Consider the following 20,555-nt stretch of genomic DNA (forward strand, 5'->3'; position numbering starts at 1 on the left):
CGGATGACGAACGACGACAAGCTGGTCGACTACCTGAAGCGCGTCGCGGCCGACCTGCACCAGACCCGGCAGGAGTTGCAGGAGGTCAAGGACCGGGAGAGCGAGCCGATCGCGATCGTCGGCATGGCCTGCCGGTTCCCCGGTCACGTCGGCACACCCGAGGACTTCTGGCGGCTGCTCGACACCGGCGGCGACGCCATCGCCGACTTCCCGTCCGACCGAGGCTGGGACACCGAGGCCCTTTACGACGCGGACCCCGACGCGCCCGGCAAGACGTACCTCCTCAAGGGCGGATTCCTCGACGGGGCAGGGGACTTCGACGCCGAGCTGTTCGGCGTCTCGCCGCGTGAGGCCCTGGGCATGGACCCGCAGCAGCGGCTCGTCCTGGAGTCGTCGTGGGAGGTGCTGGAGCGCGCCGGTATCGACCCCAGCTCGCTCAAGGGCACCAAGACCGGCGTGTTCGTCGGCGCCGCGGGGACCGGCTACCTCACCAACATGCAGCAGGTGCCCGAAGGCGTCGAGGGCTACACCGGCACCGGCTCCTTCATCAGCGTCATCTCCGGCCGCGTCTCGTACTCCCTGGGCCTCGAAGGCCCCGCGCTGACCGTCGACACCGCGTGCTCGTCGTCGCTCGTCGCCCTGCACCTGGCCGTGCAGTCCCTGCGCAACGGCGAGTCCACGCTCGCGCTCGTCGGCGGTGTGGCCGTGATGCCGACACCGTGGGTCTTCGTCGACTTCAGCCGACAGCGCGGCCTCGCGCCCGACGGCCGCTGCAAGGCGTTCGCCGCCGGGGCAGACGGCACCGCCTGGTCCGAGGGCGTCGGCATGCTCCTTGTCGAACGGCTCTCCGACGCACGCCGCAACGGCCACAACGTCCTTGCGGTGGTGCGCGGTTCAGCCCTCAACCAGGACGGCGCGAGCAACGGCCTCACCGCGCCGAACGGCCCCTCCCAGCAGCGTGTCATCCGCGCGGCCCTCGCCAACGCCGGTCTGACCGGCGACGAGGTGGACGCGGTCGAGGCGCACGGTACGGGCACGACGCTCGGCGACCCGATCGAGGCGCAGGCACTGCTCGCCACCTACGGCAAGGGCCGCACGGGAGGCCGCCCGCTGTGGCTCGGGTCGGTCAAGTCGAACCTGGGCCACACCGCGCACACCGCAGGCATGGCGGGTGTCATCAAGATGGTGCTGGCCCTCCAGGAGGAGAAGCTGCCGCGCACCCTGCACATCGACGCGCCCACCTCGAACGTCGACTGGTCCGCGGGCGCGGTCCGTCTGCTGGAACAGCCGGTCGACTGGAAGCGCGGGGACCGCCCGCGCCGGGCCGCCGTGTCCTCGTTCGGTATCAGCGGGACGAACGCCCACGTGATCCTGGAAGACGCACCCCCGGCCGACGAACCCGCGTCCGTGGACGAAACGACCTCCGCTCAGGGCCCGTTGGGCGAGCTGGCAGCGGTGCCGTGGGTGGTGTCCGGGCGGTCCGCCGCCGCGCTGCGCGGCCAGGCCGCGAGGCTCGCCGCCTTTGCGGCCGACTCGAACGAGCTGCCCGCCCCGGCGCACATCGGGCGCGCACTTGCCGCCTCCCGCGCGGCACTTGAGCACCGCGCGGTGACCCTCGCCGATGACGTCAAGGCAATGGTGCCGGGGCTGGCGGCCCTGTCGGAGGGCGTTGCGGCCTCGGGTGTGGTGTCCGCTGTGGTGCGTCCGGGCGCGGGTCGGGTGGTGTTCGTCTTTCCTGGTCAGGGGTCGCAGTGGTCGGGGATGGCGACTGAGCTTCTGGGGTCGTCTCCGGTGTTCGGGGCGCGGTTGGCGGAGTGTGACGCGGCGCTGCGTCCGTATGTCGGTTCGTCGGTGGTGGAGGCGATCCGTAGCGGGGCTCTGGACGATGTGGTCGTGGTTCAGGGGGCGCTGTGGGCGGTGATGGTGTCGCTGGCTGCGGTGTGGCGGTCGGTGGGTGTCGAGCCGGGTGCGGTGATCGGTCACAGCCAGGGGGAGATTGCCGCCGCGTGCGTCGCGGGCGCGTTGTCGGTGGAGGATGCGGCGCGGGTCGTGGCGCTGCGGGCGAAGGCCATTCGCGGGACCTTGTCTGGCAATGGTGGGATGGTCTCGGTCGCCCTCCCGGCGGATGCGGTACGGGAGCGGATCGCGCGCTGGGACGGTCGTATCTCCGTCGCGTCGGTGAACGGGCCTTCGTCCACGGTTGTTTCGGGTGAGCCTGGCGCGTTGGACGAGCTGTTGACGGCGTGTGAGGCCGAGGGCGTACGGGCGCGCCGTATCGATGTGGACTACGCCTCGCACTCGGCACAGGTCGACGCGATCCGTGACGAGGTCGTCCAGGCCCTGTCCGGTATCGAGCCGCAGTCCTCGCAGGTGCCGTTCTACTCGACGGTGACCGGCGGCAGGTTCGATACGGCCGGGCTGGACGCCGACTACTGGGTGACCAACCTTCGCCAGGAAGTCCGTTTCGATGAGACGGTCCGGGCCCTACTGGCGGACGGCTTCGGGTACTTCGTGGAGTCCAGCCCGCACCCGGTCCTGGCTGTCGGCTTGGCGGAGACGTTCGAGGACGCGGGCTCGGACGCCGTCGCCCTGGGTACCCTCCGCCGTGACGAGGGCGGCCAGGAGCGCTTCCTGACCTCGCTGGCGGAGGGTTGGGTACGCGGTCTGCCCGTCGACTGGCGGTCCGTCTTCGCCGGAACCCCCGCCCGCAGCGTGGACCTGCCCACCTACGCCTTCCAGCACCAGCGTTACTGGCTGGAGTCCGGCTCACTCGGCAGCGCGGACGCCTCGTCGCTGGGGCTCGGGGCGGCCGACCATCCGTTGCTCGGCGCGGCCGTACAACTCGCCGACGAGAACGCCCTGTTGCTGACCGGCCGGATCTCCCTGCGTACGCACGCGTGGCTGGCCGACCACGCCGTGAACGACACCGTACTGCTGCCCGGCGCGGCCTTCGTGGAACTCGCCTTGCGTGCCGGTGAGGAGATCCGCGCCGAGCAGATCGACGAGCTGATCCTTGAGGCGCCGCTGGCGATCCCCGAGGGCGGTGCCGTCCAACTCCAGGTGGCGGTGGGCGGCCCGGACGCCGACGGACGCCGCGAGATCACGATTCACTCGCGCGGCGAGGACGGCAGCGCGGACGACGAACCGTGGACACGGCACGCCGTCGGCGTCCTCAGTACGGAACGGTCCGCTGAAAGCGCGGGGTTGACCGACTGGCCGCCCGCCGGTTCCCGGCCGGTCCCGGTCGAGGACTTCTACGCCCGGGTGGCGGCGGCGGGTTACGGCTACGGTCCGGCGTTCCGGGGTCTGCGCGCCGCGTGGCGGCGGGGCGACGACGTGTACGCCGAGGTCACGCTGCCCGACGCGGCGGCCAAGGACGCCGAACGCTTCGCCCTCCACCCCGCCCTGCTCGACGCGGTCCTCCACGCCGTGTCCCTGCTCGACGGCGGTACGCCGGAGTCGGCGCCGCTGCGGCTGCCCTACGCGTGGGAAGGCGTGGCGCTGTCCGCCGTCGGCGCGAGTCGGCTGCGGCTGCGGGTCCGCCCGCTGGACGGCGGTGCCGTCGCGCTGACGCTCGCCGACGCGGCAGGGGCCCCGGTCGCGGAGGTGCAGTCCGTCGTCCTGCGTGAGACCACCCCCGAGCAGCTCCGGCAGACCGACGGCACCGCCAGCCGGGACGGCCTCTTCGCCCTGGACTGGACACCGCTGCCCGTTTCCGCCGGGGCCGCCGTTCCCGCGCCGGGACCGGTCCTCACTCTGGGCGGCGGCCAGGACGTCACGCATGTCGCCGCGCTGCTGGCGGGCCTGGACGCGGGCACCCTGGAACCCCCCGCCCATGTGATCACCCGGCTGGGTCCCGGGAACACCCGGTCGGAGGTCGACCGTGAGCTGCCGTCGCGGGTGCGCACCGCCGTCACCGACGCGCTCGCCCTCGTCCAGGCATGGCTCGCCGACGAGCGGCTGAACGCCTCGCGGCTGGTCGTCGTCACCACCCGGGCGGTCTCCACCGGGCCGGACGACGAGGTGGCGGACCTCGTGCACGCACCCGTGTGGGGGCTGCTGCGGACCGCCCAGTCCGAGGCGCCGGACCGCTTCCTCCTGGTCGACACCGACGGCACCGCTGGCACTGACGGCACCGCTGGCACGGACGGCACCCGTGGCACCAATGCCGCTTCCGGCACCCTGGCCGCCGCTGTCGCCTCCGCCGTCGACCTCGGCGAACCGCAGATCGCGATACGCGACGGCGTGCTCCTCGCGCCCCGTTTCGCCCGCGTCGCCCCGGCCGGGCCCGCGCCGGTGCCGCTGCGCGACGACGGGACCGTGCTCATCACCGGCGGAACCGGCACCCTCGGACGGCTCCTCGCCGAGCATCTGGTCTCGGCGCACGGGGTGCGGCATCTGCTGCTGGCCGGCCGCCGGGGCCGGGCGGCCACGGGCGCACCGGAGTTGGAGCGGCGCCTGCTGGACGCGGGCGCGTCGAGCGTCGAGATCGCGGCGTGTGACGTGGCCGACCGGGCTTCGTTGGCCGCGCTGTTGGAGGCGATTCCCTCCGACCGGCCGCTGACGGGTGTGGTGCACGCGGCCGGTGTGCTCGACGACGGAGTGGTGTCGGCACTGACGCCCGATCAGGTGGCGCGAGTCCTCGCGCCGAAGGTGGACGCGGCGGTGCATCTGCACGAGCTGACACGGCACTTGGACCTGTCGCTGTTCGCGCTGTTCTCCTCGATCGCCGGTGTGCTCGGCAACCCGGGCCAGGCCGGTTACGCGGCGGCCAACGTCTTTTTGGACGCCCTCGCCACGCGCCGCCGCGCCGAGGGACTGCCGGTCACCGACCTGATCTGGGGCTACTGGTCAGAGGCCAGCGAGCTGACGGCCCACCTCGGCGACGCCGACGTGGCCCGCTACCTGCGAATGGGCGTCACGCGGATGTCGCCCGAGCAGGGCCTGGCGCTCTTCGACGCCGCCGCGTCCGCCGACGGCGGCTCCGGGGTCCACGTCGTCAGCCGCCTCGACCTGCGCGCCCTGCGCAGCGCGGCCCGCGCGGGCGAACCCGTCCTCCCGCTCTACCGGGGCCTGGTCCGCGGCCGACCGCGCCGCGCCACCGACGTCGGCGGCGGCTCCGGCAGCCTCCTGCGCGCCCTCACCGGCCTGACCGAGGAGGACCAACTCCGCTATCTGCTCGACCTGGTCCGGGGCCGCGCCGCGACAGTCCTCGGATACTCCGACCCGTCCGCCGTCGAACCCGCCCGCAGCTTCAAGGAGTTCGGCTTCGACTCGCTGACCGGCCTGCAACTGCGCAACGCGCTCGCGGGAGCGACGGGCCTGCGGCTTCCGGCGACGCTTGTCTTCGACTATCCGACGCCACGGGCGTTGGCCGGTTTCCTCCGCACGCTGGTGCTCGGTGACGAGCGCACCGGTCAGGTCGCCGCCCGTAGGGGTACGGCGGGTCCCCTGTCGGCGCGTGAGACGGCCGACCCGGTGGTGATTGTGGGGATGGCGTGTCGGTATCCGGGTGGTGTGGGTTCGCCTGAGGAGTTGTGGTCGCTGGTTGCTTCGGGTGGGGATGCGGTGTCGGGGTTCCCGGTGGACCGTGGTTGGGATGTTGAGGGGCTGTTTGATCCGAATCCTGGTGTGGCGGGGCGGAGTTATGCGTGTGAGGGCGGGTTCCTCTATGGGGCGGGTGAGTTTGACGCGGGGTTCTTCGGGGTGTCTCCGCGTGAGGCGTTGTCGATGGATCCGCAGCAGCGGTTGCTGTTGGAGGCGTCGTGGGAGGTGTTGGAGCGGGCGGGTATTGATCCCGGTTCGCTGAAGGGCAGTTCGACGGGTGTCTTCACCGGAGTCATGCACCACGACTACGCCGTGGGCGCCGATGCCACGGCCAACGACACCGAGGGCTACGCCCTGATGGGCTCGTCCCCGGCCGCCGTGTCCGGCCGCGTGTCGTACACCTTCGGGTTCGAGGGTCCGGCGATGACGGTGGACACGGCGTGCTCGTCGTCGCTGGTCGCGATGCACCTGGCGGCGCAGGCCCTGCGGTCGGGGGAGTGCTCGCTCGCCCTGGCCGGTGGCGTCACGGTGATGTCCACGCCCACCCTTTTTGTGGAGTTCAGCCGTCAGCGGGGCATGGCGCCCGACGGCCGGAGCAAGGCGTTCTCGGCGGCGGCGGACGGTGCCGGGTGGGGCGAGGGCGTCGGTGTCCTGCTGCTGGAGCGGCTGTCGGACGCGCGGCGCAACGGTCACCGGGTGCTGGCGGTGATGCGGGGCTCCGCGGTGAACCAGGACGGTGCGTCGAACGGGCTGACCGCCCCGAACGGTCCTTCCCAGGAGCGGGTGATCCGGGCCGCCCTGGACAGTGCCGGTCTGACGGCCGCAGATGTCGATGTGGTCGAGGCGCACGGTACGGGGACCACGCTCGGGGACCCGATCGAGGCGCAGGCGCTGCTGGCCACCTATGGCCAAGAGCGTGGCGGCGAGGACCCGTTGTGGCTGGGCTCGGTGAAGTCGAACATCGGCCACACGCAGGCCGCGGCCGGGGTCGCGGGCGTCATCAAGATGGTCGAGGCGATGCGCCACGAGGTGCTGCCCAAAAGCCTTTACGCGGACGAGCCGACGCCGCACGTCGACTGGACGAGCGGCGCGGTCGAATTGCTCGCCGAGGCGATGCCGTGGACCGCCGACACCCACCCGCGCCGCGCGGGGATCTCGGCCTTCGGGGCGAGCGGGACGAACGCGCACGTGATCCTGGAGGAGCCAGGGGGCGACGCTGGGGCCGACACCTCTTCGGAGCCAGAGCGCGAGCCCGAAGTCGGCCCGGAGGCAGGCCCGTTGGGGGCGCTGACGGTGGTGCCGTGGGTGGTGTCCGCGCGGTCGGCGGACGCGCTGCGCGGCCAGGCCGGACGCCTGGCGTCCTTCACAGGGACGGACGACGCACCTGCCCTCACCTCGGTCGGCCGCGAACTGGCCCTCTCCCGAGCGGCGTTGCCCCACCGGAGCGTGGTCCTGGCCGCCGACGCCGAACACGCCCAGGACGTCCTCGGCGCGCTCGCCGAAGGAGCCCCGGCCGCCCGACTCGTCAGCGGCGCGACGCGCTCGGGCGACGGCCGGGTGGCGTTCGTGTTCCCGGGTCAGGGGTCGCAGTGGGCGGGGATGGCGATGGAGTTGCTTGCTTCGTCTCCGGTGTTCGCGGAGCGGTTGGCTGAGTGTGACGCGGCCCTGTTGCCTTACGTCGGCTCGTCGGTGGTGGAGGCGATCCGCGACGCCGCTCTGGATGATGTGGTCGTTGTTCAGGGAGCGTTGTGGGCGGTGATGGTGTCCCTGGCCGAGGTGTGGCGGTCGGTGGGCGTTGAGCCGGGTGCGGTGATTGGTCACAGTCAGGGTGAGATCGCGGCGGCTTGTGTGGCGGGTGCGTTGTCGGTGGAGGATGCGGCGCGCGTGGTGGCGTTGCGGGCGAACGCCATTCGCGGGACCTTGTCCGGCAACGGTGGGATGGTGTCGGTCGCGCTGCCCGCGCAGGACGTACGGGAGCGGATCGCGCGCTGGGACGGTCGTATCTCCGTCGCATCGGTGAACGGACCCTCGTCCACGGTCGTTTCGGGTGAACCTCAAGCCTTGGTTGAACTGCTGACGGCGTGTGAGGCCGAGGGCGTACGGGCCCGTCGTATCGATGTGGACTACGCCTCGCACTCGGCACAGGTCGACGCGATCCGTGACGAGGTCATTGAGGCCCTGTCCGGCATCGAGCCGCAGTCCTCGCAGGTTCCGTTCTACTCGACGGTGACCGGCGCCCGTATCGACACGAGCACGCTGGACGCCGACTACTGGGTGACCAACCTCCGCCAGGAAGTCCGTTTCGACGAGACGGTCCGGGCTCTGCTCTCCGACGGCTTCGGGTACTTCATCGAGTCCAGCCCCCACCCGGTTCTCGCAGTCGGTCTCGCGGAGACCTTCGAGGACGCCGGGTCCGACGCCGTCGCGCTCGGCACCCTGCGTCGCGAAGAGGGCGGCCAGGAAAGGTTCCTGACCTCTCTCGCGGAGGGCTGGGTACGCGGCCTGCCCGTCGACTGGCGGTCCGTCTTCGCCGGTACGCCGGATTCGACGGGTGCCGGGCAACTCGCCCTGCCGACGTACGCTTTCCAGCACGAGCACTACTGGCTGACTGCCGACGCCGCGCGCGCCGGGGACCCGAGCGGGCTCGGGCAGGCCGCTGCGGACCACCCCCTGCTCGGCGCGGTGGTGCGGCTGGCCGGTTCGGATCAGGTGGTGCTCACGGGCCGGTTGTCGCTGGCGTCGCACGCGTGGCTGGGCGATCACCGGGTGGAGGGGACCGTCCTGGTCCCCGGTGCCGCGCTGGCGGAGTGGGCGCTGCGGGCCGCTGACGAGGTCGCGTCCGGGTGCGTAGAGGAGTTGACGCTTCAGGCACCGCTCGTCGTTCCGGAGAGCGGCGGCGTGCAGGTGCAGGTCTCCGTCGGCGCGCCCGACGCGGACGGACGGCGCGAACTCGGCATCCACTCACGGCCCGAAGGGGCGGGGGAGTCGGCGCCCTGGGTACTGCACGCGGTCGGCACTCTCGCGGTCGCGTCCGACACCGCAGAGGCGACCGAGGACTTGACCGCGTGGCCGCCGCCCGGCGCCGTGCCGGTACCGGTCGAGGACTTCTACGCCGAGGTGGGCGCGTCCGGTTACGGCTACGGTCCGGCGTTCCAGGGGCTGCGCGCCGCGTGGCGGCACGGCGACGACGTCTACGCCGAGGCCGCGCTGCCGGACGAACTCCACCAGGACGCGGCCAAGTTCGGCATCCACCCGGCCCTGCTCGACGCGGCCCTGCACGGGATCGTCCTGTTGCGCGGCGGCTCGCCCGCCGAACTCAACTCCCTGCGGCTGCCGTTCGCCTGGACCGACGTGGCGCTCGGCGCGGTCGGCGCGACCTCCGTACGCGTACGGCTGCGGCCTGCGGGCGAGGACGCCGCCTCGGTGCTCCTGGCCGATGCCGAGGGGGCTCCCGTCGTATCGGTGGCATCGCTCGCGTTGCGCACGGCGACCGCCGACCAGATCCGCGTCGCCGCCGCGAGTGCGGCAGGCACGGCCGACGGCCTGTACCGCGTGGACTGGGTGCCGGCCGCGCTGTCCGCCGATGGCGGCGCGCCCGACGGATGCGTGTTCCTGGAACGGCTTTCCGACATCGACGCGGCGCAGCCGGTTCCGCCGCTGGTCGGCCTGGTGCTGCCCCCGGCGTCAGTCTCCGGCGATGTGCCGGGTGCGGTGGCGGAGGCGGTGACCGGCGTGCTGGGTCTGGTCCAGGAGTGGCTGGCCGAGGAGCGGTTCGCTGATGCGCGGTTGGTTCTCGTCACCCGTGGTGCGGTGTCCACTCACAGCGGTGAGCCTGTCGCTGATCTGGTCCACGCCCCGGTGTGGGGCCTGGTGCGCAGCGCGCTCGCCGAGAATCCCGGGCGTTTCCTGCTGATCGACTCAGACGCCGATGTCGATGTCGACGTCCACCTCGCGTCGGGACAGGCTGCGGTACGTGACGCGGTCGGTGTCGCGGTGGCGGCGGGTGAGCCGCAGGTGGCGGTGCGCGGTGGTGAGGTGCTGGTGCCGAGGCTGGTGCGGGCGCCTGCCGGTGGCGGGGGTTTGGTGCCGCCCGCCGAGGGCGCGTGGCGGCTGGTCGCCTCAGGCGACGGCACGCTCGACGGACTGTCCGTCGAGCCGGACCCGGCCGCCGAGGCGCCGCTCGTCGCCGGTCAGGTGAGGGTCGACGTCCGTGCCGCGGGAGTCAACTTCCGCGATGTGCTGATCAATCTGGGGATGTACCCCGACCCGGACGCGTACCTCGGAACCGAGGGCGCGGGTGTCGTGGTCGAGGTCGGTCCTGGCGTCGCGGGTGTCGTGGTGGGTGACCGGGTGATGGGTCTGCTGCCGGAGTCGTTCGGGCCGTTGGCGGTGGTGGACGAGCGCTTGGTCGTGCGGGTGCCGGAGGGCTGGAGCTTCGAGCAGGCCGCCGCCGTCCCCGTCGTCTTCATGACCGCCTGGTTCGGCCTGGCCGATCTCGGCGAACTCCGGTCCGGACAGAGGGTGTTGATTCACGCCGCTGCCGGTGGTGTGGGGATGGCGGCCACGCAGTTGGCCCGGCACTGGGGTGCCGAGGTCTTCGGGACGGCCAGCGAGGGCAAGTGGGACACGCTCCGGCTGGCGGGTCTCGCCGAGGACCACATCGCCTCGTCCCGCACCCTCGGCTTCGAGGACGCGTTCCGGCAGGCCACCGATGGCCACGGCATGGACGTCGTTCTCAACTCGCTGGCGCGGGAGTTCGTGGACGCGTCGTTGCGGTTGCTGCCGCGTGGCGGCCGGTTCCTGGAGATGGGCAAGACCGACATCCGCGATCCGCAGGCCGTCGCCGCCGAGCACCCCGGCGTCACGTACCACCCGTACGCCCTCACCGACATCTCTCCGGACCGACTCGGCGAAATCCTCCGCGAGTTGGCGGGGTTGTTCGCGGAGGGTGTGCTGGAGCCGTTGCCGGTGCGGGTGTGGGACGTACGGCGGGCGGACGAGGCGTTGCGGTTCATGTCGCAGGCGCGGCATGTCGGCAAGGTCGTGCTGAGCCTTCCCCGCCGGGTGGACGCCGCGAGTGCGGTGGTGATCACGGGTGGTACGGGTCTGCTGGGCGGGCTGGTGGCCCGGCATCTGGTGGCCTCGTACGGGGTCCGGGATCTGGTGCTGGCGGGTCGGCGTGGTGCGAACGCGCCTGGTGCGGATGCGTTGGTGGCGGAGTTGGGGGCGGCCGGTGCGCGGGTCGAGGTCGTGGCGTGTGATGTCGCGGTCCGGGACGAGGTGGCCGGGCTGCTCGCGCGCTTTGGCGGGGAACGGCCGTTGGGTGGTGTGGTGCACTGCGCGGGCGCGCTGGACGACGGTCTGGTGCCGGACCTGGACGCGGAACGTGGCCGGAGTGTGCTGGGCGCGAAGGTGGATGCGGCGTGGCATCTGCATGAGTTGACCCGGGACCTGGACCTGTCGTTGTTCGTGCTGTTCTCGTCGCTCGCGGGCGTGGTGGGCACGGCGGGGCAGGCGAACTACGCGGCGGCGAACACGTTCCTGGACGCTCTGGCGGGCGTGCGCCGTACGAGCGGCGCTGCGGCTGTGTCGATGGCATGGGGACACTGGGCCACCGACTCCGAGCTGACGGGCTCCCTCGGCGAAGTGGACCGGGCGCGCCTGGCCCGTAGCGGCGTGGTGCCGATGAGCGTCGAGCAGGGGATCGGGCTGTTCGACGCGGCTGTCGGCTGGGACGTACCGCTCGCCGTCACCGCGCGTCTGACGCCCGGCGACGCCCAGAGCACCGGGGAAGCCTTCCACGCCCTCACCCGCGACCTGACCACCGCGTCCGTCCGCAAGTCCCGTGCTCTGGCGACAAGTTCGGCCCGTGCCGACTCCTCGGCCCTGGTCCGGCGGCTCTCCGCGCTGTCGGCCGCCGAACGGACCGAGGCCCTGCGCGATGTCGTACGCACGCACGTCGCGGCGGTGCTCGGCCACGGGTCGCCGGCCGCCGTCGACCCCGAGCGGGCGTTCATGGAGCTGGGCTTCGACTCACTGACCGGTGTCGAACTGCGCAACCGCCTCGGGGCCGCGATCGGGCAGCGGCTCGCGGCCACCGTGGTCTTCGACCACCCCACCCCCGACGCCCTCGCCGCGCATCTGGCGGACGAACTGGGCCTCGGCGCCGCGACCGCCGACGACCGTGCCCCGGCCGGAGCCCTTCCGGCGGCGGCCGGGCTCGACGACGATCCCGTCGCCGTCGTCGCCATGACCTGCCGCTTCCCGGGCGGCGCCGATTCGCCCGAGCAGTTGTGGGACCTGGTGGCGTCGGGCACCGACGCGATCTCCGGGTTCCCCACCGACCGGGGCTGGGACCTCGCGGACCTGTACGACCCGGATCCGGCCAGGTCGGGCAAGAGCTACGCCCAGCAGGGCGGTTTCGTGCGCGGCGCGACGGACTTCGACGCCGAGCTGTTCGGCATCTCGCCGCGCGAGGCGCTGGCCATGGACCCGCAGCAGCGGCTCGTACTCGAGGCGGCCTGGGAGGCCGTGGAACGCGCCGGGATCGACGTGGCCACGCTGCGCGGCAGCCGTACCGGTGTGTTCATCGGCGCGGTCGGCACCGGCTACGGCCAGGACCCCGACCTTCAGCAGCGCGTCGAGGGGTACTCGGTCACCGGGAACGTGCTGAGCGTCATCTCCGGCCGCGTCTCGTACGTCCTCGGCCTCGAAGGACCGGCGATGACGGTGGACACGGCCTGCTCGTCGTCGCTGGTCGCCCTGCACCTGGCGGCTCAGGCGCTACGGGCGGGGGAGTGCTCGCTGGCCCTGGTCGGCGGGGTGACGGTGATGCCGAGCCCGTTCGGCTTCGTGGAGTTCAGCCGCCAGCGCGTGCTGTCGCCCGATGGCCGGTGCAGGGCGTTCGCCGCGGACGCCGACGGCACCGGCTTCTCGGAGGGCGTCGGCATGCTGGTGGTCGAGCGGCTGTCGGAGGCCCGCCGCAACGGCCACCGCGTCCTCGCCGTCATGCGCGGCTCCGCCGTCAACCAGGACGGCGCGAGCAACGGCCTCACCGCGCCGAACGGCCCCTCCCAGCAGCGCGTCATCCGCGCTGCTCTCGCCAATGCCGGTCTGACCGGCGACGAGGTCGACGCGGTCGAGGCGCACGGCACCGGCACCAACCTCGGGGACCCGATCGAGGCGCAGGCGCTGCTCGCCACCTACGGCAGGGACCACGCGCGGGACCAGCCGCTGTGGCTGGGCTCCATCAAGTCCAACATCGGCCACACGCAGGCCGCGGCCGGTGTCGCGGGTCTGATCAAGATGGTCATGGCGATGGGCCACGGCACGCTGCCCAGCACTCTGCACGCCGAGGAGCCCTCGCCCGAGGTGGACTGGTCCTCCGGCAGGCTCCGGCTGCTCAACGCGGCGACGCCGTGGCCCGACCGGGGCCGCCCGCGCCGCGCCGCGGTCTCCTCGTTCGGCATCAGCGGAACGAACGCGCACGTGATCCTGGAAGAGCCGCCCGCGGCGCCGGTCGAGGCGGTCGAACTGGCCGATCCTGGCTCCGAGTTCGGCGAGAGGGCCGAACCCGGTACGTCCGACGCGCCCGCCGTACCCGCCGCCCCGGCCCCGGCCGCCGTCGTGGGCGACCCGCCCGGCACCGTCGTCCCCTGGGTGCTCTCCGCCAAGTCCGCGGCGGCGCTGCGCGCGCAGGCCGGACGCCTCGCGGCCTTCGTGGCCGACCGGCCCGACACCACGGACGCCGAGATCGGACACGCGCTGGCGACCACCAGGACCGTCCTGGAACAGCGGGCCGTCGTCCTGGCGGGTGACCGCGCGCAGGCCGCCGCCGCGCTCGGCGGGCTCGCCGGCGGTACGCCGACCGCAGGGGCGGTCACCGGCGCCGCCGACGTACGCGGCAGGGTGGCCTTCGTCTTCCCCGGACAGGGCTCGCAGTGGAAGGGTATGGGCGCCGAACTCCTCGACACCTCAGCGGTGTTCGCCGAGCGGTTCGCCCAGTGCGACGCGGCGCTCCGCGTCCACCTGGACTGGTCGGTCACCGACGTCGTGCGCGGAATGCCCGGCGCGCCCTCGCCGGACCTCATCGAGGTTCTGCAACCCGTGCTGTTCGCCGTCAACGTCTCCCTGGTCGAACTGTGGCGGTCGGTCGGTGTCGAACCCGCCGCCGTCGTCGGCAGCAGCCAAGGCGAGATAGCCGCCGCGCTGGTGGCGGGCGCGCTCACCATGGAAGACGCCGCCGAGATCATCGCGCTGCGCAGCGCACTGTTCGCCGCCGAACTCGTCGGCAACGGCGCGGTCGCCTCGGTGGCGCTGCCCGTCGCCGAGGTCGAGGCGCGAACAGCCGCGTGGGGCGGGCGACTTGACATCGCCGGACGCAACGGCCCGACCGCCGTCACCGTGGCCGGCGACACCGAGGCGCTGACGGAATTCGTCGCGGCCTGCGAGGCCGACGGCGTCCGAGCCCGTGTCGTCGGGTCGACCGTGGCCTCCCACTGCGCCCAGGTCGAGCCGCTGCGCGAGCGGATCATGGAACTGTTCGCGCACATCACACCGCGTCGCGCCACCGTCCCGTTCTACTCGACCGTCACCGGCGGCCTCGTCGACACGACGACCCTCGACAACGCGTACTGGTACCTCAACGCCCGCCGCCCGGTGGACTTCCAGGCCGCGGTGCTGGCCATGGAGAGCGACGGCTTCCGGTTCTTCGTCGAGGCCAGCGCGCACCCGGTGCTCACCACCGCCATGGCCGCGACCTTCGAGGACGCCGAGCGCGACGGCGTCGCGGTCGGCACGCTGCGCCGTGACGAAGGCGGCATGGCGCGCTTCACCACCTCCGTGGCCGAGGGCTTCGTCCGCGGCCTGCCCGGCGTCGACTGGCGGCCCCTGGCCCCCGGTTCGGGCGGTACGCCGCTGGCCCTGCCGACGTACGCCTTCCAGCGCCGCCGCTTCTGGCTGGACGACCTGCGGGACCGAACCGCGCCCACCACCAGCGGCACGGGCGACCTCGCCGACGCCGGATTCTGGGCCGCCGTCGAACGCGGCGACCTGGAGCACCTGGCCGGGGAACTCGAACTCGACTCCGGAGAGGACGAGTTGGCGACGTTCCTGCCCGCGCTGTCGTCCTGGCGCCGCCGCAGCCTGGACCGTACGGCCCTGGACCGGTGGCGTTACGGCATCGCCTGGCGCGCCCTGGACACCGCGAACGCCCGTGCGCCGCGCGGGCGGTGGACGATCCTCAGCTTCCCGGACGAGCCGTGGGCCGCCGCGGCGGGCGACGCGCTCGCCGCCGCGGGCACCACGGTCACCCACATCGAGATCCCCGCCGACCGGACCGACCGGGCGGCCCTCGCCGAACTCCTCCGGACGGTCGAGGCCGACGGCGTGCTGTCTCTCCTCGCCCTCGGGGACTCCGAGACCGGCGGTCAGGGGGCGGACGGGTCCGAGACGGGTGTGCCGAAGGCGGGCGGTTCCGAGACGGTTGGCGCCGCCAATGGCGGTGCCGAGGAGGCTGCCGCGCACGAGGTGCCCGGAGCGTCCGCCGTCGACGGCACCGGCCCTGCGGTATCCGACGCCAGCGCGCCCGGCCACGCCCCCGCTGGCTCCGGGACGACCAGTCATGCCCCCGTCAGCTCCACCGCGCTCCGGGGCCACGACCCGGCACCGGCTGCCGCCGGTCTCTCCCCGGCCGCCCGCGTCACCCTCGCCCTCGCCCAGGCCGCCGCCGACGCCGAACTGACCGGGCGGCTGTGGGCGGCCACCGCGGAGGGCGTCAGGACGGCACCGGGCGACGCGGGGCCCCGCTCCGGCCAGGCCGAGGTCTGGGGCCTGGGCCGGGCCATCGCGCTGGAGCAGCCCCGCCAGTGGGGCGGCCTGGTCGACCTGCCGCCCGTGCCCGACGCGTCCGCCGCCGTCCGGCTCGCCGCCGTCCTCGGCGGACTGCCCGGCCCTGACGGGACCGCCGACCCGGCAGCCGCCGACGCCCTAACCGTGGACCCCGCGTCCGGCGGCTCCGCGTCCGCCGTCGAGGACCAGGTCGCCGTACGGGCCTCCGGAGTCCACGGGCGGCGGCTCATCCGTACGCCTCTCGGGTCCGCGCACTCCGCACGAGCCGCCGCGTGGCGACCCGACGGCACCGTTCTGATCACCGGGGGAACGGGCGGGATCGGCGCGCGCGTCGCCCGCAGACTCGCCGCCGAAGGCGCCCCGCACCTGCTGCTCGCGGGCCGCCGCGGCCCCGACGCGCCCGGCGCGGCCGAACTGCGCGCGGAGTTGGAGGCGGCGGGCGCCGCCGTCACGTTCGCCGCGTGCGACGTCGCCGACCGGTCCGAGGTGGCCGCGCTCCTCGCGGGCGTCCCCGCCGACCGGCCGCTGAGCGCGGTCTTCCACGCGGCCGGCGCCCCGCAGACCTACCTGGCCGCCACCGACACCACCGACGAGGACATCACCCGCATCGCCTCGGCCAAGATCGCCGGAGCCCGCCACCTGGACGACCTCCTCGGCGGCACACCGCTCGACGCCTTCGTGCTCTTCTCCTCCAACGCCGGGGTCTGGGGCAGCGGAGGGCAGGCCGTCTACGCCGCCGCCAACGCCCACCTCGACGCGCTCGCCGAGCGGCGCCGCGCTCTCGGCCGTACCGCGACCTCACTGGCCTGGGGCGCCTGGGACGGCGGCGGCATGATGGAGGCCGAGGGCGCCGCCGCCTACATGGAGAGCCGCGGCGTACTGGCCATGGACCCCGAACGAGCCGCCACCGCACTGCTCCAGGCCGTCGCGCACGACGAGACGTTCGTCGCCGTCGCCGATGTCGACTGGGAACGGTTCGTCCTCGGCTTCACCGCGCTGCGCCCCAGCCCGCTGCTCGCCGAACTCCCCGAGGTACAAGCGGCGTTGCGCACCGAGACCGATCAGGCCGACATTGCTGCCCCGACCACCGCGGGCGCCGAATTCGCCGCCCAGTTGGCGACGCTCTCCGAGCCCGACCAGCTCAAGAACGTCCTCGACCTGGTACGTGACCAAGCAGCCAGCGTCCTTCAGCACGCCGACAACTCCTCGGTACGGGCGGGCCGCACGTTCAAGGATCTCGGCTTCGACTCGCTGACCGCCGTCGAACTGCGCAACCGCCTGTCCACCGCGACCGGCCTGAAGCTGCCCGCGAGCCTGGTGTTCGACCACCCCACGCCCACCGCGCTCGCCCAGCACCTGCGGACCCGCTTCACCACCGGTGCCGCGTCCGCGGCGACCGGTCCCGTGAGCACCGGCGGGACCGGCACCGGATCCGTCCTGGACGAGCTGGACGCCCTCGCGGGCGCGGTCGCCGCTCTGCCCGCCGACGGTGAGGAGACCGCCGAAGTCGTCGGCCGCCTGGAGGAACTGCTGTGGCAGGTACGGCAACGACGCGACGGCCGGGGCGAGATCGAGTCGGCCACCGCGGAGGAGATGTTCGACCTGCTGGACCGCGAACTCGGCAACCCCTGATCCGCCGCACGCGGACGGGACATTCCTGAACCGGAGAGCCTGGAGTCGAAAAGGATGGCAATGGCGGAGAACGAGGCGAAACTGCTCGCGTACCTGAAGCGGGTGACCGGCGACCTGCGCGAGACCCAGCAGCGGCTCCGCGACGCCACCGCCGCCAGGAACGAGCCGATCGCGGTCGTCGGCATGGCCTGCCGCTACCCAGGCGGTGTCGAAACCCCCGACGACCTGTGGCAGTTGGTCGCCGAGGGCGGCGACGCCATCACCCCGTTCCCCAAGGACCGGGGCTGGGACATCGACGACCGCTACGACGAGGACGCCGCGCGGCCCGGCAGCAACTACGTGCGGGGCGGCGGATTCCTCACCGGAGCAACCGAGTTCGACGCGTCGTTCTTCGGCATCTCCCCCCGCGAAGCCCTCGGCATGGACCCGCAGCAACGGCTTCTCCTGCCCTGCACATGGGAACTCTTCGAACGGGCCGGCATCGACCCGCTGTCCGTCAAGGGCAGCCCCACCGGCACGTTCATCGGCTTCAGCTCCGCCGACTACGGCTGGGAACTCCCCGCCATCCCCGAGGAGGTCGAGGGCTACTACGCGACGGGCAACTTCGCCAGCGTGATGTCCGGCCGCGTCGCCTACACCTTCGGGCTCGAAGGCCCGGCGATCAGCGTCGACACGGCCTGCTCGTCGTCGCTGGTCGCCATGCACCTGGCCGCCGGGGCACTGCGCAGCCGCGAATGCTCTCTGGCCGTCGCCGGCGGAGTGACCGTCATGTCCACCGCCATCGGCTACCCCGAGTTCAGCCGCCAGCGCGCCCTGTCCCCTGACGGCCGCTGCCGCGCCTTCGCGGCCTCCGCCGACGGCTTCGGCCCCGCCGAGGGCCTGGGCCTGCTCCTGCTGGAACGGCTGTCGGACGCCCGGCGCAACGGCCACCGCGTCCTGGCCCTGATCCGCGGCTCCGCGGTCAACCAGGACGGTGCGAGCAACGGCCTCACCGCCCCTAACGGCCCCTCCCAGGAACGCGTCATCCGCGCCGCGCTGCGCAGCGCCAGGATCGCCGCCACCGACGTGGACGTGGTCGAGGCGCACGGCACCGGCACCTCCCTGGGCGACCCGATCGAGGCGACCGCCCTGCTCAACACCTACGGCGCGGGACGCGACGGCCAACGGCCGCTGTGGCTCGGCTCGGTGAAGTCCAACATCGGCCACACCTCGGCCGCGGCGGGCGTGGCGGGCGTGATCAAGATGGTGCAGGCCATGCGGCACGGAGTCCTGCCGAGGACCCTGCATGTCGACGAGCCGACACCGCACGTGGACTGGTCCGGCGGCGGGGTGCAACTGCTGACCGAGGAGCGGGAGTGGGTCAGGAGTGACGGACGTGCGCGGCGGGCGGGCGTGTCGGCGTTCGGCATCAGCGGGACGAACGCGCACCTGATCCTGGAGGAGGCCGGTGAGCCGACGGACGACGCGGGCGGCGTCGGCGGTGCGGCCGGCTCGGCGGACGCGCGCGATCCGGGAGACTCGGGCGACCGGGCCGATACGCCGGAGGCCCGGTCGGGACCCGCGAACGGGCCGCTCGGGCCGCTGGGGTCCACTGTTCCGTGGCCGGTGTCCGCGCGGTCCGCCGCCGCACTGCGCGACCAGGCCGAGCGGCTGCTGGAGTACACGTTGGCCGGCCACGGCCCGGCCGCGCCGGAAATCGGCCTCGCCCTGGCGACGACCCGCGCCGCGTGGGAGAACCGCGCGGTCGTGCTGGACCCGGACCACCCCTCGGCCCTCGGCGCCCTCGCCTCAGGCACCCCCACAGGTTCCACCGTCACGGGCCTGGCCACGGTGGACGACACCGACGGCCGACCGGCCGACCACGTGGTCTTCGTCTTTCCTGGTCAGGGGTCGCAGTGGGCGGGGATGGCGATGGAGTTGCTTGCTTCGTCTCCGGTGTTCGGGGCGCGGTTGGCGGAGTGTGACGCGGCGCTGCGTCCTCACGTCGGTTCGTCGGTGGTGGAGGCGATCCGCGAGGGCGTCCTGGATGACGTGGTGGTGGTTCAGGGTGCGTTGTGGGCGGTGATGGTGTCGCTGGCGGCGGTGTGGCGGTCGGTGGGCGTTGAGCCGGGTGCGGTGATCGGTCACAGTCAGGGTGAGATCGCGGCGGCGTGTGTGGCGGGTGCGTTGTCGGTGGAGGATGCGGCGCGCGTAGTGGCTCTGCGGGCGAAGGCGATTCGCGGGACCTTGTCGGGCCGAGGCGGGATGGTGTCGGTCGCGCTGCCCGCGCAGGACGTACGGGAGCTGATCGCGCGCTGGGACGGCCGGATTTCCGTCGCGTCGGTGAACGGTCCTTCGTCCACGGTCGTTTCGGGTGAACCCCTGGCGCTCGCTGAGCTGCTGACGGCGTGTGAGGCCGAGGGCGTACGGGCGCGCCGTATCGATGTGGACTACGCGTCGCACTCGGCACAGGTGGACGCGATACGTGATGAGGTCGTTGAGGCTCTGTCGGGCATCGAGCCGCAGTCGTCGCAGGTGCCGTTCTACTCCACGGTGACCGGCGCCCGTATCGACACGAGCACGCTGGACGCCGACTACTGGGTGACCAACCTCCGTCAGGAAGTCCGCTTCGACGAGACCGTCCGGGCCCTCCTCGCCGACGACTTCACGTACTTCGTGGAGTCCAGCCCGCACCCCGTCCTCGCGGTCGGTCTGGCCGAGACGTTCGAGGACGCGGGCTCCGACGCCGTCGCGCTCGGCACCCTCCGCCGTGACGAAGGCGGCCAGGAACGCTTCCTCACCTCCCTCGCCGAAGGATGGGTACGCGGCCTCCCCGTCGACTGGCGGTCCGTCTTCGCCGGAACCCCCGCCCACCACGTCGACCTGCCCACGTACGCCTTCCAACCGCGCCGCTACTGGCTGGACATCGACCGCTCCGGCCCCGCCGTCCGCACGACGGCGCGGACCGAGGTGCTGGACGACGGTCCCGACGTCGACCCGGACGCGCTGACCGTGCGGCTGGCGGGACTCGACCGCGAGGAGCGGGAGCGCGTACTGCTCGACCTGCTGCGCGTGGAGGTGGCGACGGTGCTGCGGCACGCCACTCCGGACGACGTCGCGGCCGAACGGGCCTTCAAGGAACTGGGCTTCGACTCGCTGACCGCCGTCGAACTGCGCAAGCGGCTGAGCGCGGCGACCGGATTGAAGCTACCGGCGACTGTCGTCTTCTCCTACCCGACGCCGATCAGCCTGGTCCGCTTCCTGCTGGACGAGATGGAAAGTGCGCCGGTCGACGGTGAACACGCCGAGGTCTTGAACGAGTTGGACGGGATCGCCACGCGGCTCGGCGGAATCTCGCCGGACGGCGAGACGCGTGAGCGGATCACCCGGCGTCTGGAGTCGCTGCTCTGGGCGTGGCGCGGAGACGCGGCGACCGGTGCGGAGGCGGGCGCCGACACCGGCGGAATCGCGCTGGACACCGCGTCGGACGACGAGATGTTCGCGCTGATCGACAAACAGTTGGGCACAGGCTGAGCCGCTCCGGTCAC

1 protein-coding gene and 1 pseudogene are annotated in these 20,555 nt (G+C 72.9%); both read left to right on the plus strand.

Annotation, left to right across the window (positions count from 1 at the left end):
• Positions 1-42 precede the first annotated feature (42 nt).
• A pseudogene (locus tag ACIO6U_RS21555) lies at positions 43-17,028 on the plus strand (SDR family NAD(P)-dependent oxidoreductase); the annotation flags it as partial.
• 21 nt (positions 17,029-17,049) lie between these two features.
• Positions 17,050-20,541, plus strand: a complete 3,492-nt coding sequence (locus ACIO6U_RS21560; protein ID WP_401721616.1) for a type I polyketide synthase — start codon at positions 17,050-17,052, stop codon at positions 20,539-20,541.
• The last annotated feature ends 14 nt before the right edge of the window (positions 20,542-20,555 follow it).

It is taken from the genome of Streptomyces sp. NPDC087422 (assembly GCF_044744145.1).
Taxonomy (GTDB): Bacteria; Actinomycetota; Actinomycetes; order Streptomycetales; family Streptomycetaceae; genus Actinacidiphila.